At 60.7% G+C, this 16,968-nt stretch carries 7 protein-coding genes; all 7 read right to left on the bottom strand.

What is annotated here, in order from left to right; genetic code table 11:
* Complete coding sequence (locus Z947_RS20690) at positions 1–2,064, bottom strand: serine/threonine-protein kinase (protein ID WP_052880574.1); 2,064 nt, start codon at positions 2,062–2,064, stop codon at positions 1–3.
* Entirely contained in the window at positions 2,061–2,864 is an 804-nt protein-coding gene (locus tag Z947_RS0101365) for a PP2C family protein-serine/threonine phosphatase (RefSeq protein ID WP_025042516.1), read from the bottom strand. The genes Z947_RS20690 and Z947_RS0101365 overlap by 4 nt, the downstream gene beginning before the upstream one ends.
* Entirely contained in the window at positions 2,861–3,544 is a 684-nt protein-coding gene (gene tagF, locus Z947_RS0101360) for a type VI secretion system-associated protein TagF (RefSeq protein ID WP_025042515.1), read from the bottom strand. Before tagF ends, Z947_RS0101365 begins: the two co-directional genes overlap by 4 nt.
* Before the next feature lies 1 nt (position 3,545).
* Positions 3,546–7,169 carry a type VI secretion system membrane subunit TssM gene (gene tssM, locus Z947_RS0101355; protein WP_025042514.1) on the bottom strand — a complete coding sequence of 1,208 codons (3,624 nt, stop codon included), beginning with the start codon at positions 7,167–7,169 and terminating at the stop codon, positions 3,546–3,548.
* Between the two features lie 6 nt (positions 7,170–7,175).
* On the bottom strand, positions 7,176–8,858 hold the full coding sequence (gene icmH, locus Z947_RS0101350) for a type IVB secretion system protein IcmH/DotU (RefSeq protein WP_025042513.1): 1,683 nt from the start codon (positions 8,856–8,858) through the stop codon (positions 7,176–7,178).
* Positions 8,858–10,192 (bottom strand): type VI secretion system baseplate subunit TssK, encoded by a 1,335-nt coding sequence (gene tssK / locus Z947_RS0101345; protein ID WP_025042512.1) that lies wholly within the window; start codon positions 10,190–10,192, stop codon positions 8,858–8,860. The genes icmH and tssK overlap by 1 nt, the downstream gene beginning before the upstream one ends.
* Before the next feature lie 125 nt (positions 10,193–10,317).
* On the bottom strand, positions 10,318–16,968 hold a 6,651-nt coding region (locus Z947_RS0101340; protein ID WP_025042511.1), incomplete at its 5' end, for an autotransporter-associated beta strand repeat-containing protein.

Raw genomic sequence — 16,968 nt, 5'->3', positions numbered from 1 at the left:
CTAGCCCTCGGGAGGCAACAGCTTGACGTAGCCCACACTGGCGGATGCGGCCCCTTTGCGACCAGAGATTTCCTCAAGCACCAAGGCCAGAAGCTCCGCCGCCGGAATGCCGTCGCCGGCGGTCGCCGTGCGGGCCAGCGGGCTGTCGCTGGCGACGATTAAAACCAGTTGCGGCACCGCCTCCGACCCTTTGGCAAGGGTCAAACCAAAGTTCAGACTGCGCTGCCCCCCCACCGGATCGGACAGGCGTTCCGTCAGGTTAAAGATTGCGCCACTTGGGGTGATCAACGCCGCCCATACCGACTGACGCCCGATATCGCCTATCCGCACTGTCATGGCCTGCCCCGAGACCATCTCGTCTTTTGTCATCTCGATTCTGGGCGCTTCACGTCCCCGACCCTGCAGCGCATGGGTAAATTCAAGGGCCGCACATTGATCCGACGTGATCTGGCGCGGCAGGATCGCAGGACGCGCGCCAAACTTTTCTTCATAGGCGACAGGCAAACCGGCAAGCTCTTCACCGGTTTGGGAAAACACTTCGACCATACCGGCATTGCGACCGGCGGGTACCCGCGTCAGCAAGGTACAGCGGCCCGCGTCGAATTCGGCCAGAAACCCCGCGCGGGTATCGGCACGGCGTGCCGGCATGCCAGCCGTTTGCGTGCCCAGGTCGATGCCGGACGCAAGCGGTGGTGGTGCCTCGCCCAACATGCCCATTTGCCAGGCACCAAATCCGACAGCAGCGCTGATCACAACGAAGGACCCGACCAAAAGACCCAGCGCTTTGTTCCCGCCACGACTTTCGACTTCCTGTTCCGGCAGGGTAGCGGGGCCCATGGTTTGTGGTGTGATTGTGCTGGGATACACGCTGCGTTGGGTCATTGCTGTGGTCGGTATTTGCAATCCGTGCGGCGGCGCGGTGAATTGTCCGGTTGTGGATTCAGACGGATAAAATGCCATCCCTTCGCGGTAGGCCGCCGGTATCAATTCCGGATGATCGACCATTTGACCAACCAGATCCATCGACGCAGGCCGGCGCGTTTCATCAGGTTCCAACATATGGCTCAGAATAGGGCGCAGTGCCATCGGAACTGCCGATAGATCGGGTATGCTCAGACGCGATTGCACCGCCACAACGATAGAACTGCCCATATCAAGCGGCGTGCCGATGGCAGCCGCAGCGGTCAGCAGGGCAAGCCCGTAGATATCCGCAGGCGAGCTGACCTCGCCCCCGCCCAGTTGTTCCGGCGCGACATATTTGTATTTACCGGCAAACTGTCCGTGGGTCGTGCCCTCGGTGACCACAGTGGATTTCGCAATTCCAAAGTCGATCAACCGGGCCTGGCTGACATCCCCACCCGGCAGCATGACGTTATCCGGCGAAAGATCGCGGTGGGTCACGCCCTGCGCATGGGCCTTGGACAAACCGCTGCTTAAGCGTTTGAGCAAGGTCATCACAGCAGGCACAGGAAGCGCGCCGAATTCCTTGATGTGGTCAGACAGCGGGATGCCCTCAATAAACTCCATCACCAGAAAATACTGGTCCAGATCGCGGTCGTGGACATAATTATAATAACGGACAATCGCTTCATGGGCGAGCTGGCGCAGGGTGCGCGCCTCGCGTTTGAACATCAGCCCGGCTTTTTCATCTTCGGCCAGTTCGGGCAGGATCGCCTTGATCGCCACGGGGTCACCGGTGCCGATTTCCACACCGCGATAGACCGCGCCCATGCCGCCGGACTTCAGAACCTGTTCGATCCGGTAGTTGTTATTGATCGTTGTACCAATGCCCAATGCGGTGCTTTGCGGCCGCACAGGCGGCGCGCCGACAGGCGGGTCAAGCGGGGGCAGTTCATCGGACGGTTGATCCGCTTCGTCCTGTGACGGGGCGTTTTTCGGGTCTGGCGTATTGGCGGAGGGATGCGCCTCGAATTGGGTGCGTTCGGCATCCTCATCGGCAGGTTCCACGGGGGGGCGGCTTACGATCCGCGTCTTGTCGTCGTCATCGTCGTCCGATACCGGTGGCACGCTTTGGTTTCCCTTGCTGTTGTCTTTCCCGCTCACACTACCGACCCTGTATCCAAACTACTGTTATCGAGATCATATAGCATCTCATCTTCCGCCGGTGGCGGCGCATCAGAACAATGCATCGCAATAACGGTGACGTTATCGCGCGCACCCCGCCGCACTGTTTCGTCGATAAGCTGCGCGCAAGCTTCTTGCGGTGGATACCTCAGCAGCATTTGTGCAATTTCCGCATCCGCGATGTGTTCTGTCAACCCGTCCGAGCAAATCAGGAACACGTCGCCCAGCTGCAATTCCCCTGTGACCCGTTCACAAATCGGTTTTTCGCTGACACCGACCGCATGGGTGATCACGTTCTTGCGCGGCCAGTTCGCGGCTTCCTCGGCGGTGATTGATCCCGCATCCAACAAGGCGCGCGCTTCGGTATGGTCACGGCTTTGTTGAACCAGCTGACCGTCGCGCAGCAGATACAACCGGCTGTCGCCCGACCAGATGCAATCAAAGCGGGTTTGATGCACCAGAAGCGCTGCGACCGTGGCCCCGATCATGCCGCCCTCCAGCTGCGCAGCTTGTGCGCGGATCACTTCGTTGGCCTGCGTCAATCGCTGGTCGAAGCGGGCAACCAGATCATCCGCCGACACCGCCAGCCCAATCGAGTTCAGTTCATGCACAATGGTCTGGCTGGCAAAATCACCCGCCGCGTGCCCCCCCATGCCATCCGCAACCACCCAAAGCCCGTATTCAGGCCGCGACAAATAGCTGTCTTCGTTGACCTTGCGTTTACAGCCGACATCGCTGCCCTGTCCGGTCTCGAAAGTGAAATAATCGTTCCGGTTCACGCCCCCGCCTCCGCTTCGCCCGCGACACCGCCCAAAAGCCAGCCCAAGGCTTGCGGTTCCGGTAATCCCGCACATCCCAACCACGTTGCCGCGCGATTGACCTGCGCATCGCGCGTGCCTGTTGCCCACCAGTAGGATCGCATCAGCTGCGCGCGTTCAACATCCGGTCCCGCAGCAGAGGCCAGCAAAGCGTCCAGATTGCCCTCGGGGTGATGCGCCCACAAGGTCGGGCCAATCGCCGCGTGGTTCTCGCCCTCGGCCGCAATTTCTATATCCAGCCCTTCCAGCAATGCCGCAGCACCTTTGCCTGCTTGCATCCGGTCCAGATGCGCCGCCATCCTATCCCACGGGGCTTGATCAACCCCCGCGCCCAAGGGTACCGGCACATCCGCGCCACTTGCCAGCAAGATCAGCGGAAATCGCCGGCCAACCCGATCGCGCGAAGGACGCAGAATACCAACAACCGTTTGCCCCAAAACAGAGCGCCCGATCCAGAACCGCAGATCTTGTGCCCCGTCCCAAAACGGGCCCCATCCCTGACCCATTTGATCCCGCAAGACCGGCAGGCAGGCATCGAGCCACCCGTTGAACACACCCAGCACCGGTTCGGGAATCCCTGTTTGCAGAAAATCGCCATATTCGGGGTGCTTACCCATGATGCCGATACCTGCTGTGCCCATCTTATTGCTCCAGTGACGCAGGGCAGGAAAAATCCGCCAATTCGCGCATCAGAAACGGCACCGTGGTGCTGTTGAATTCAATCCGGTAGGTGATCGTGCGCCCGCCTACATCATGGGTAACGTCTACCACGTTATTGCTCACACGGGACCTCCCTTTGCGCAGAAAGTTCACAATGTCCCAGCGCCCTTCGGCAAAGGTGATGTTGGACTGGCGATCATCGGCGCCCGGAAACAACTCCAGCGCCACACCGGAACTTTGACCGGGCCAGCTCAGCGCGGCGGGAATGCTGTCAGGCTGGGTGCGCACAGACCCGCCGTTCATCGACAGGATTGCCAGCTCGACCGACGGGGACGAACTAAGATGCGTGACCGACATATCGACTTTGGGCTCTGACGAGCCGGTTGCGAAAAACGCCAGCTGGATCGCCTGTGCACGGTCAAATTGTTTGAGGGCGGCCAGCGACAAGGTCTGGCCGATGGCGCTGTCGGGCGCCGGCATCAACCCATCCGCGCCACGGATCACATGAGGTTGTAGATAAGACGTATAAAACGTGTCCATCCGCCCGCCGGGCCCGAAGAATTGCCCGAACACCGCAGGCGACAGATGGCGCCCCGTCCCGAAGGGATAGAGCGGCGCAATCAGGTCACGGCAGAATTGCGATACATCGTCGTTCAGCGCGCGGTTCAACTGCGTCATGGTGGCCGCGGTGGCCACGGCACGGAATTCCGTATCGACCTCGTTCAACATGCGCGCGAGATCCTTTGGCAACGCGGTATTGTTGCGCGTCAGCGCCGACAGAGACTGGCTTAGCATGGTTTCATCTGCGGGGGTCGGGGCAACGATAGACTGACGCCGGTTTTCGCGCAGGTCCGCCAGATTGGCGAGGATCACGTCAACGGGGCGGTTCGGCGCTTCACCTTTCAGCAAGCTGTGCCACTGCGCGAAATCGTCGGTCATCCGTTCGACCTGACGGCGCTGCGTGTCTTCTGCCACTGCATTGCCCGCGCGGGTCTGGACCTTGCCCTTTTTCGCGATGTTGTCCAGCACGACACGCTGGAACACGCCGGACTGGCTGTAGATCCGGCGGAACACCGCGTCGCCCATCCCCTCGCTCAACGCGCCGCTAGCGATCTGGTCTGCCGAAATATCGCCGATCTGATCGTACAGCCGCGTCAGCCGCGTTTCTTCCTCGACCGCTTCCACATATTCCAGAATTGGCGACGCCACGGAGGAAGACAAAACCGCAAGTGCCTCATATTGCGGGGCGTCGTTGGACAGGGGACCAAGGCCGATACGGCCAAACATTTCGCGCCAAGCTGCGTTGAATTCAATCCGGTAAGCGCGGTGCAAGTCGCGTTCGAGATTGGACAGCTGCGATTCATATCCCACACGTCCGGCGGCCTCCCCCAGCACCCATTGGTCATCGCGCAACCGGTCCCGCGCCGACGTCAGCTCTTCAAGGAAGAAACCCCAATAGCCCTCGAATGTGTAAATCCCCGGCACGCCCACCGACGCCAGCGGGCTGCCATCCGTGGTTTCAAACACACGCTCGACCTGCCCGGACACCCGTTCCACCAGATTGAAATCCGGCACACCCGAGGTCGCTGCGCGGTCCTTAATCGAGGCATAGGCCTGATCGGCCAGCGGCAGGTTCACGATGGCTTCGCGCGCGCTGCGCACGATTTCGGGGTCAATGGCCAGTGCAGGCAAACGATCCTCGTCCAGACTAAGCATCGCGGCCAGATGGGCGTTGATCCTGTCCCGCTCGTCCGCTTGCCCCGGCCCGGAAAACAACCGCCCCCAGACTTCTTCGAAATAGGCCGCGATGGCGGCGTCATCGCCCTGCCCTTGGCCCTGTCCGCCCAGCAACAGATAGACCTTGAGCGCACGATAGATACCGCCGGTTTCCTTATCGGCGATCAGCTGCGGTATCTCGTTTTCCAGATGCAGGATCATGCGGGGCCGCAGCATCCGTTCCAATCCGTCGGAATAGGCGCGATCGGCGGCCAGCGACACCTCACTATGGCGCGACAGACCGAAACCTTCCCAGACCGGCGGCGTGCGGGTATCGCCGTAACCCGCAGTCATGTTGCGCAGATCCTCAAGATGCAACAGAATGACCGAAGGATCGGTGTTGTCGACCACGGGGCGGGAAATCTCGCGGCGGGCTTTGCTGAAATAACTTTGGGTTTCCAGATCGGCCGTGCGCAGCAAAGTGGCGTTTTGCCAGAAGCTGAAACCGAAAGCACCCATCGCCGCCATCGTCGCCCCGACAATGACGCCAACCGCACCCGTGCGCATAATCCGCGCGCGGCGGATCGCCTTGTAATCAAAGCTGACCCAATCGCGTTCTTCAAAGATCACCCGTTTCAGCAGATCATGCAGGAAGAACGATTTACCCTTGCCCGACATAAACGACGGCTGGAATTCAACGCCGTCCTGATTGCGTGACATCGCCCCCAGAACCTGATCAATCGGCGTGCCTTCCTGTGTGCCGGAGCTGAAATAGAATCCGCGCAGAATAGCGTTGGTTTTATAGCGTGTCGGTTCGAACACCTGCCGGATGAATTCGGCCACATTGGCGCGCATCATTGCCATCTGGCCCGGCAGGCCAAAGACCGCAATACGGCTGACGCCATCGGGTTCTTCGTTCATCCGGTCGATGACCTCATCGCTCAAACGGGCAAGAAGCGCGTCAAACTCGGCCTCCACATTCTTGTAGGTCTCTGCCTTGCGGTCCTTGGTCTGAAAGGTAACTCCCCAAACGCTTTTGCGCCGCAGGGTGCTGAAACTGGCAAAATATTCGCGAAATCCCGCGATCAGATCGGCCTTTGTGAACAGAACATACACGGGAAAATCGATTTTGAGCTGTTCGTGGATTTCACCCAAGCGTTTGCGTACAGTCTGGGCATGGGCAGCCAGATCTTCGGGCGTGGCGTTCAACATCTGCTCCACCGAAAACGCCAGAATAACACCGTTGATCGGCTGGTCAGGCCGCCCGTTTTTCAACAGGTTCAGGAAGGACCCCCAGCTTGCCTCATCCGCAATCGCATCACTGTCCTGCGTGGTATAGCGCCCGGCCGTGTCAATCAGAACGGCGTCTTCGGCAAACCACCAATCGCAATTGCGCGTGCCGCCAAAACCGGCACCCTGTTCCGGCATCGCATCCAGACCCGGGAATTCAATGCCGGAATTTCGCAGTGCTGTTGTTTTGCCTGCACCGGGCGGGCCGATGATCACGTACCACGGCAGATCATAAAGGTAATTCTTGCCGCCGGACTTCTTGAGCTTGTCCAGCGCCAGCTTCATGTTCTCGGCCAGCACCTTGCCGTCGCCGGTCTGATCCGGCAGCAGGCTTTCCTCCAGCTTACGCGCTTTCTTGCGCCGCGACCGCCAGCGCAGCAGATAGATCAGACCGATCAGGCCAAGGATGCCGGCAATAGACGCAAGACGTGCAAAAACCGTGCTGATGACTGCATAACCGGTCAGCGGGAAACCGAACCAAATGGCCGCAAAGATCGCCAGAAATCCGCAGAGGATCAGGAACGCCTTGCCCCATTTGGATTTGAACATCCGTTGCAAAAGCCGGAACAGCCTGACCACCGGATTAAAGATCGCGCGCATGTCAGCTTACTCCGGTGCTTCTTCTCTGGGGATCATGATCTCGACCCTGCGGTTGCGGGCGCGCCCCTCGCGGGTGGTATTGTCAGCAATCGGATCAACCGCGCCTTTGCCCTCGACCAGCAGGCGCGAGGGATCAATCAGAACGCCGCCCAGAATATCGCCTACGGCCTTGGCCCGCGCGATTGACAGCGCTTCGTTGGTTTTGAACTGGCCCCGCCCCGTTGGCGGAATGCTATCGGTGTGGCCGACAACCCGCACTGGACCCTGTTCGTCATCAAAAGTACGCCCGATGGCGCTGGCCAGTTTGCTGAAATCATTGGTCAAACTGGCAGACCCAGACCCGAATTGCAGGACATCCCCGACACGTACAAACACCCAGTCATTGGTGCGCGCCACCTCGACTTCACCGGCCTCGATCTCGGTCGCCAATGCCGCGCGAATACGTTCAAGCTGGGTCGACTGGGGTGCCTCATATCCGCGCACAATCGGTGCGCTGCGTTCAATCGTCACCGGCGGCTGACCGGCATGCAACGCCAGAATACGCCCGCGGACCTCTGCCCCTTCGCGGGTCAGCAAGGTCGAAAGCGTCGCAAACAGCGACACGACCATCACCATCGCAATGGCCGCGATCACCCAAAGCGGCGTGCCGCCCTGCCGCCGCTTCCCGCCCAGTAAAACCGGGGTCCAGCGCACCGACACATCATCATCCGGGCGCGGCTTTACGCGGCGCAGAGTCTCGTACATCGCGGTACGGATGCGGCTGAGTTCGACAGAACCGTTAGGCATTGCGCGGTACTGTCCTTCGAACCCGAGCGACAGGCACGTCAGCATCAGTTCGATCACATTGTAGCGCTGCGCGGGCGCCCGCATCGCCTCGTCCATCTTCTGGAAAAACCCAACACCCGAGGAGCGTTCACCAAAGAACCGTGCCACCATGGAGTATTCCATCCATGTACCGCGATCCGCCCCCGGCAAGTTCTGCACGATATCATCCGCCGTGGCACAAAGTGCGTATTTCGCGTCAAACGCATCCTGTTGCCCGACACCGGCGTTCAGGGCGTTGCGTTCGAACACGTCAATTTCGCGGGTGACATGATCAATCAGCGGCGCAGGCTGCATGTCGACCAGACCCGTGCGCAACCGCCCCAGCAGGATCAACAGGCCGGAAGCGGCCCGCACCAACGGGTTGGACGACCCGCCTGTCTCCGGTCCTGCGGCGCGCAAGGCATCCTGAAACGCGATCCTAGGGCGCGGGGCATATTGCGGGGCTTCCTGTGCGGCACGGATTTCAGGGAAAATCTCTGATCCGGCGGGGCGTTGGCCCGTCCCGGGCTGGTACAGCGGCTGTTGTGGTACAGGCTGCGCATAGGGGTTCTGCAAGGGTGGCGGTGGCGGCGCATAAGACGGCTGGCGCGGCGCGGGTTGCTGCGGATGCGGGTTCAGCGCCCCGCCCAGCCAAGTGTCATCAACGCCGGGATTGTTTATTGGCTGCTGCGCTGGTGCAACGCGCCCGCCCCCCGCCGGCAGACCACTGGTGGGTGACAAAGGCTGACCAAAAACGGTCTTGTCCGCCCCGTCATCCACCGCAGGGGGCGGGCTGGCCGGTGGTGTCCCCGAACCCGATGGCCCGCGCGGTTCCGGCATTGGCAGTCGCTGACCAAAGACGGTTTTGTCGTCATCATCCGACATCACGCGCTCTCCGGTATGGCCCACATTTCTAGTTTCAGATCCGGCCAGTTGCCTGCAAAGTGCATCCCGATTGCAGGTGCTGTCGAGAACTCGCGCCACAGGTCTGTGGACTTATCCAGCACGAAATAGACATTGGTACTGACCACCCTGATCTGGCGCGACGGGTTCGGCAAATGCACGATTCCGATGCCCGGCAGGTTGTTGTTGATGATCTGTTTCATGCTGGTGGACGGGCCCACCTTGGCCAGCTGCGGGAACTGGGTCTGCACCTGTGACAACGGCAGGCCGGAACTGACCTCGATCACAAAGGTCGCCTGCGCAAACAGGTTCCGGTCATTGACCAGTGCTGCATAAGAATTGGCGCGTACTTCTTTCAGCGGCAAACGGATCGCGCGGCCCACATCGCGGGCCAGCAGCCGCTGGATGTCCTGCACCACAGGGGTAAAGCTGGCCTTTGGGTTTTCGTGATCATATCGCGCATAATTCGGAGCCCGCCGCGCGCCCTGATCAAAGGTCGACAATTCGCCCGCCAGCCCGATCAGTTTTTCATAAAGCCGTTCAGGATGTACCGCGGCCATACCTTTGAGGTGTTGCAGCACCGGCAATTCACGGTTCAGCACCATCAGCATCAGATAATCCGTGGCCTGCATGCCGCCGCCCGATGACGGGTCGGAGGCAAAGCGCGCCAGCGTTTCCAACTTGGCCTCGATCCAGCCAACAACGCGGCTAAGGTACCCCTCATAGGCGTTGTGCACCCGCACCACCAAACCTGTTGGCGGGACGGTGTCATCCAGCGTGACAATACCATCGCGCATTTCGATGATGCGGCCCAAATGAATGTTTTGATACCCCGGTCGCGGGGTTTTGCGCAGCACCAGTTCCAGACGCGGATTGGCAATTTCCAAAGTCTGCTCATTGCGCGAGGCTGAAGAGGTTTCCGATACCGTCTCCGTCGATAACAGATAACGCGTTGCAGCGTTTTGCCCTTGGGGCGACACGTTTTGCCCGCCAATGCTGACATCCGGCAGGGTCAGCCAGATCGATAGGCCTTGCGCCTCTTCCTCGGGAACTGGCACGGGCAAGGGCAAAGGCGCGCCGGCAGGGGCGTCAAAAGGGGTGCCATCAGGGAAAATCCCCGCAACAGATGTCAGCCCGATCTTGGCCTGCTGGGCAAGGTCTCGGTTGAACCGCAGCTCGCTCACGCCCCACGGATAGGGCGTAACATCAGCCGTGCGTGCCTGCACCAACCGCTCGGTATAGCGGTCGGCCTGCTGCATATGGTGAGGATGCAAAAAGAGCCCCTCTTTCCAGGCTACTTTGCTGGTCCATGACATCTGCGGGCGGTTTCCTTTTTTGCCGGCACGCGAGGCGCGCGCGCCGTTCGGTTGGCGGTCGTGATCAGTGTGGCCACCCCGAGCCTTGGGGTCAAGCAGAGGTGGTCCTGTTCAGGGCGTTAACCCTAGAACTGGAACCGCATCTGCCCTGTTATGCCATAACTGTCCAGACCGCCCGAGAACCGTCCGTCAAGGCGCACAGACGCATCAAACTGGCGCGCGCCACCGGGTGCGCCGGGTTGCAGCAGCTTGGTATAGTTCATCCCGATTGACAGTTCGGCATATGCCCCCAAGTTGCTGCTGGTGGTGGTCAGCGGCTCCCCTTCGGGCAGGCCGTTGGCATCCAGCGCAAAATAACGGGACGTCGTATCATCGCCAAAGTCGTGGTAATAGGTGACGGTCCCGAACATGTTCAACGCCGCTGTCCCGCTTGGCAAAATCTTGCTGCGTGACAATGTGGCCGAAACAAAACCGACCGTGCTGACGATGTCGTCAATTTCAAGGAAGCCGTCGTCGCCCGCAATGTCAGGCGTACCACCGTCAAAGCGCAGATTGTCGACCGAAGTCCGGCTGTGCGACACCCCGACCGCCGGCACAAAGACCAGACCGGACGCTTCGCTCAGCGGGAAGGCATAGCCGACCGAACCGCTGATTGTGGTGCTGGTGCTGTCGTATTCCTGATCCGCAACGCCCAGATCATCGAGACCGCCGTTTGTGGCGCTGTCGACAAATGCCGTGTTCTTAAGGTCAAACGCCGTCTGGTCGAAACGCAGCTGGATGTCACCAAACAACCGCCCGCGCGACGCACCGATATAGGCACCTGCATAGGTCTGGTTAAAGTCGGTTTTGTTCTCACTTACCGTCTGGCTGCGGTCCAGGCTGACCGTTGTCGGGTCAAACCGGAACACAGGCTGTGACAGCGACCCCGCATTGGCCCCGATAATCCCGCCAAAGCTGAGGTCGAAACCGGCATAGCGGCTGTCGAAACAGGAATAATCGAACCCGACCTGAAGGCCGCCATAGCTTGCCGAAATCTCTGAGTTGAAGTTACCGATCGACGTTGCCGTCTCACCGTTCGCATCCGCAACACCGCCAACGCCGCGCGCCCAGCTGCCAAAGCCGCAAGGGTCGTCATCCTCGGCAGCCAAACCTGCCACAAAGGGGCTGGAGGGGCGGTTCACCACCGTATTGATCAATGATTGGGTCAGTGTCAGCCCCGACGCAATGCCCGCAACTGCGGGGTTCGCACCGGATTCAATGGCAATAGAGTTCGATTCAGCATCAAACTTGAAACCATAGACCAAGGCACCGTTCGCCGGCAGCCCCGTCTGGTCAAAGGTGAAATCATCCGCCAAAGCGCCAAAGCTCAGGACCGTCAGGCCGCCGTTCAACGTGCCGAATTCTTCGCTGAGATCGTTAAAGTCGACCAGAACATCACCGCTTAGCACGCCATCAATCCGGATTTCGTCAAATCCCTGATTGTCAGGGCTCAGGTCGATATCTGCCGTGATCCGACCGTTCAGCACCGCATCACCGGTCACAGTGATCACGTCACCGGTCGCGCCGTCCGCCATGTTGATGACACCCGATTGCGCGTTGGTCAGCGTGCCACCCGCCTGATTGGTGCCCGTGGCCGTGATGACCCCGTTGTTCACAACATCCGCCCCGATCACCGCCCCACCCGGCAAGGTCAGGTTGGCGTTGTTCGTCAATGTGCCAGAGGTAAACTGCCCACCGTTCCCGACCGTCAGATCGGCAGCGTTCAGGAAGCTGCCACCGGACAGGATGCCCCCGTTGCGGAGGGTCACATCCGCATTGTTGGTAAACGACCCGAAGTTTAACGTGCCGACCTCTGCCAGAAAGGTTTCGTCGTTTACAATAGTGCCAACTGTCGAAATCCCCTCCTGCAAGGTCGTCAGGCCGGTATTCGACAAAATGCCGTCCACCCGCCCGCGCAGGTTCAGATCGCTGGCATTCTCGAAATCGCCTGAAACGCCACCGCTGAGAGTCACAATCGCGCCATCTCCGATGCGCAGACGCGCGGTGCTTGCGGCCGGGGCACTGCCATTATTGATGACGTCGCCGGTCACCTCCCCGTCCAGTTCAAGAACAGCGCTGTTGATAATGTCGCCCTCAACCGTGCCGCCGCTGGCAACGGTCAGTTGTTCATTATTGATCACCCCACCGATGTTCGTACCTGTCACCAGAACGGTCCCGTCATTGTCGATTGTACCCGTCTGGGTGCCCGCAATCGTCACCTCACCCGATGCCGCATTGACCACATCACCTGTCATGACACCGGCGATGGTCGCCGTTCGGCCCGAATTGTTCACCAGATCCCCGGTAATTGCACCTTCTGCTGCCAAGGTTCCGTCGTTGGCAATGTTCATCGCAACAGTACCGCCGGTCGAAATTTCCAACGTGCCTGCATTCGCCAACGCGCCGGTGCCCGCAAGACGCCCGCCGATTGTCATTGTGCCCGTGTTGACAACGATGCCGCCGTTATCAAGCGATGTCGTGCCTGATGCGATGGTCAAACTGCCACTTCCGTTGTTGGTAATGCTGTTCACATCACTCAGCGAACCGGTGATGGTCACCTCGCCATCCCCTGCCTCTAGCGACCCGTTCAAGCGGCCGGCAAGATTAACAGTACCGCCGCTGGCATCCACAGTGCCAAGGATCGTACCGGTTGAATCGAAGGTGCCAGCCGTGACCGTGACGCCGCCGTTCAGATCGCCGGTGTTGGTCAACTGCCCACCCGACAGGTTTGTCGGGCCGGAAACCGTGCCGCTCACGGTGGTAGAACCTGCTGTGTTGTTCAGGCTGGTCGCCGAACCGGTCAAGATCAGGGTCGCCGAATTGGTGACCGCACCCGCATCTAGCCCCAAGGTCAAAGAACCCGCCGCGTTGTCGACGCCCCCCACGGTGCCGCCGGACAGCTCCACCGTGCCGCCGTTGATGCTGATGTCACCGATGCTGCCCGCCGTGCTGGAAAAGCTGCCGCCCGTGGTGGTCACATTCGCCATCGTACCACTGTTCGTCACAGCGCCCCCCGCAACGGTGGTTTCACCGCTGATGGTGCCGGTATTGTCAAAGGTGCCTTCCAGATTATTAAGCGCTTCGACGGTGCCCGCGTTGCTGGCTGTACCGGAATTGGTGACCGCCCCCGTTGAACCGGCGCTCGCGACGGTCAAGGTGCCTGCGGTGTTCGCCACAGGGCCCGCCGTGCCCCCGTTGATGTTCACGCTGCCACCTGCGTTTGTTACAGTGCCAACAGTGCCGGCCGTGCTGGTCAAGGTGCCGCCACTTAGATCAACCGCCGCAAGGGTGCCGGTGTTGTCGACAGTCCCCCCGCCGATGGTTGTCGTGCCGCTGACAGTGCCGCTGTTGGCGAAACTGCCGCCCGCAATATTGGCCGTGCCGACCCCGCCCGCATTTGTGGTGGAGGCCGAAGAGGTCAAAGCACCGACCGACCCGCCAGCAATGTTCAGGCTGCCTGCAGTGTTGTTGGCGGTGGCAACCGTACCCGACTGGACCGTGGACGATCCACCCGCATTTTCCAGTGTGCCCACGCTGCCGGAAGTCGTGAAGGTCCCGCCAGAGATTGTCGCCGTTGTGATGCCGCCAGAGTTCGCGAACGACCCGCCACCTTGCGACAACGTCCCGACCGACCCCGCATTGCTGGCGGTCGCGCTGTTGCTCATCGACGTCACATTGCCGCCGGAAATCGTGGCCGAACCGGCGCTGTTGACCAAGGATGCAACCGACCCGCCTGTCACAGCCACGGCGGCCCCGTTGTTGTTCACCGATCCGGTGACCGTACCCGCAGTGCTAAATGTACCGCCCGAAACATTTGCCGTGCCAACCGATCCTGCTGCTTCGTTGGTAAAGGTCGCTCCAGTGACAACTGCTGTCGTCACAGTGCCGGAATTTGTTGTAGTGGCCGCACTGTTCACCGTCGTCACAGTGCCAGCATTGATATCCAACACCCCATCGTTATTCGTCGCCGTCGTCACTGTCCCGCCAGTGACCGTCATGATGCCACCTGCGATTGTCGCAGTCCCTGACACGGTACCAGCCGTCTGGAACGCACCGTCGTTCAGGTTCACATTTGCCAACGCACCCGTACCCGTGAGAGCAAGTGTGCCGCCCTCCACATCCGTTCCGCCCGTATGGATATTCACCCCGCCAAGGCGAAGCGTATCCGTGTCGTTGTTGACGACCAGTTTTCCGGTCCCGTCGATCACCCCGTTGAAATCTGTCGTGGCCGCGGTACCGGTCCCGGCAACAGTCAGGGTATTCCCATTCAGGTGGACAGCACCGGTCCCGTTGCCAGCAAGCGACCCGATGGTTTCATCGGTGCTCATCAGATCAAGCGTACCGTTCACCACAACCGCACCACTATCGACCAGCGTATTGGCATTGCCCAGAAACAGCGTGCCGCTTTCGACGGTAGTCGCGCCTGTATAGGTATTCTCATTAGTTAATGTCAGCGCCCCTGTGCTCGGGGCAATACCCACGGTCAGACCGCCCGTGCCGGACACAATACCGTTGAATGTCGTTGATGCATCGCCTGCAACAGTCAGCGCGCTGCCGGTCCCAACTGTCACCGATCCCGCACCCTCGATCGAGGCGACGGTTTCGCTGGCCATCACATCAAGAACGGCACTTGTGTTAACCGTCACCGCGCTTGAATCCCCGATTGCGCCGCCGCCGCTTACACGCAAGGTGCCTGAGTTGACGGTCGTATCGCCGGAATAGTCACTATCCGCAGTGTTCAGCGTGAATATGTTACCCAAGCCCGCATCCGAATATAGTGCGACACCCCCTGGGGCCCCATCCTTAAATGCGCCGTCAAACGTTGTTGCGCCATTGATCGTCACAGTGGCGGTCGCAGCGGCATTCGATGTCACAACACCTGTACCGGTCAGACTGGAAAAGCTGATATCATTGCCTTTCAGATCCAGCGTGCCATCAACCACACCCCCATTGGCGAACAAGTTCACACTTTGCGAAGTCCCAAGCACCACTGTCGCCAGTTCGCTCACCGTGGTCGCAGCTGCCGCCGAGGCCGTTGTGCTGTTCACCACGACCTGCGCTGCATCCGTGCCATTGCCAAAGGTCAGTGCACCCGTCGCCGTGATCGCCCCCGTCAGCGTCGCGTCGGCACCGGTAATCACGCCATTCCCGGCACCCACAGCAATCCCATTGCTCACCGTTGTTGTACCGCTCACCGCCATCGTGCCGCCGTTCAGCGTGATCAGGCCCGTACCAAAAGCAGCATCACTATTGCCGTCAATCACGCCCGCACCGATTTGCATCCCGCCTGTCAAAGCGGAGTTATCACCCGTCAGCGTCAGCGTCCCGCTGTTCGTCTTGCTCAACACGCCCGACCCGCTCAGCGCGCCGCTGAATGTCTTGTCGCCTGTGCCCGCCACCGTCAGCGTGTTGGCGTTCACATCCACGCCACCCGCGCCCTCAAGCGTGCCGATCGTCTCATTCGCCAGCACTTCGAACGTGCCGCCGTTCACCACTACCGCGCCCGCATCTGCAATCGCCGCACCACCCGTGACCTGCAACGTACCCGCGGTCACCGTCGTCGCGCCCGTGTAGCTGTTCGTGCCGCTCAGCGTCTGGGTGCCGACACCGTCCATCGTCAGACCACCTGCGCCGGAGATCGCGCCGCTGAAGTCAGCCGTCCCGGCCACCGTGCTGCCCACCGTCAGGGTTTGGCCTGCAACAGCCAGATCGACAGAACCCGCACCGTCAAGCAGACCCACGTCTTCCGAGGCATCAACCCGCAGCGTGCTGCCGCCCGACACCACCACAGACCCGTCGTCATCAATCGCTTCGTTCCCCGAAACCACAAGCGTACCGGTCGTCACGGTCGTCGTGCCGGTATAGGTATTGTCCCCCGAAAGCTCGAACACATCCGCCTCGGCAGCCTTGTCCAGCGTCAGACCGCCCGTGCCTGAAATCACGCCGGAAAATTCTGTATCCGTCGCCCCGCCAACCGTCAGCGTGTTGGCCCCCAGCGTCACCTTGCCGGCACCGTCCAGCGCCCCGATCGTCTCGGCCCCTGTCTCCAGCGCCAGTGTGCCGTTCGCGTTCACCGTCACAGCCCCCGCATCCGCAAGCGCGTTGGCCACGTTCAGCGACAAAACGCCGGTGTCGATTGTCGTGCCGCCCGTATAGGTCTGGCTGGTCGTCAGCGAAAATTCATCCGTCGCGAGCCCCTTGTTCAACGCAAGACCCGTCGTGGCCGTCGCGCCATCCGTGATCGTGCCGGTAAAGCTGCCCGGTACAGTGCCATCGCCGCCCACCGTCAGAACCGCCGTGCCGGTGGCCGCGTTGTTGGTCACCGTGCCCGCACCCGACAGATTGCCCGTCGCCGTGTCATTGCCGTTCAGATCCAGCGTGCCGCTCAGCGCAAGACCGTTCGTGAACAGACCCGCACTGTTGCCATTGCCCAGAACCACCGTGGTGCTGCCCGCAATCGTCGTGGCGGAATCCGCGCTTGAGGCTACGGTGTTGTTCAGCGCAAACTCCGAGGTATCCGTGCCATTACCAAAGGTCAGACCCCCTCCCGTCGCCGTGATCGCCCCCGTCAGCGTTGCCGTCACACCATCATCCGTCGCCAGCGTGCCGCCGCCGGCACCCACCGTAATGTCATGCGCAAGCGCCGAGGTCGCCGTCACATTCAGCGTCCCGTTGGTCAGCGCGATGTCGCCCGTGCCGTCGCCAAAGGCATCCGCACCGCCTTCGATCACGCCTGC

The sequence above is a fragment of the Sulfitobacter geojensis genome, assembly GCF_000622325.1.
GTDB classification, from domain to species: domain Bacteria; phylum Pseudomonadota; class Alphaproteobacteria; order Rhodobacterales; family Rhodobacteraceae; genus Sulfitobacter; species Sulfitobacter geojensis.
The sequence above is the reverse complement of the archived record's forward strand: the minus strand, read 5'-3'. Positions and strand labels throughout refer to the sequence as shown.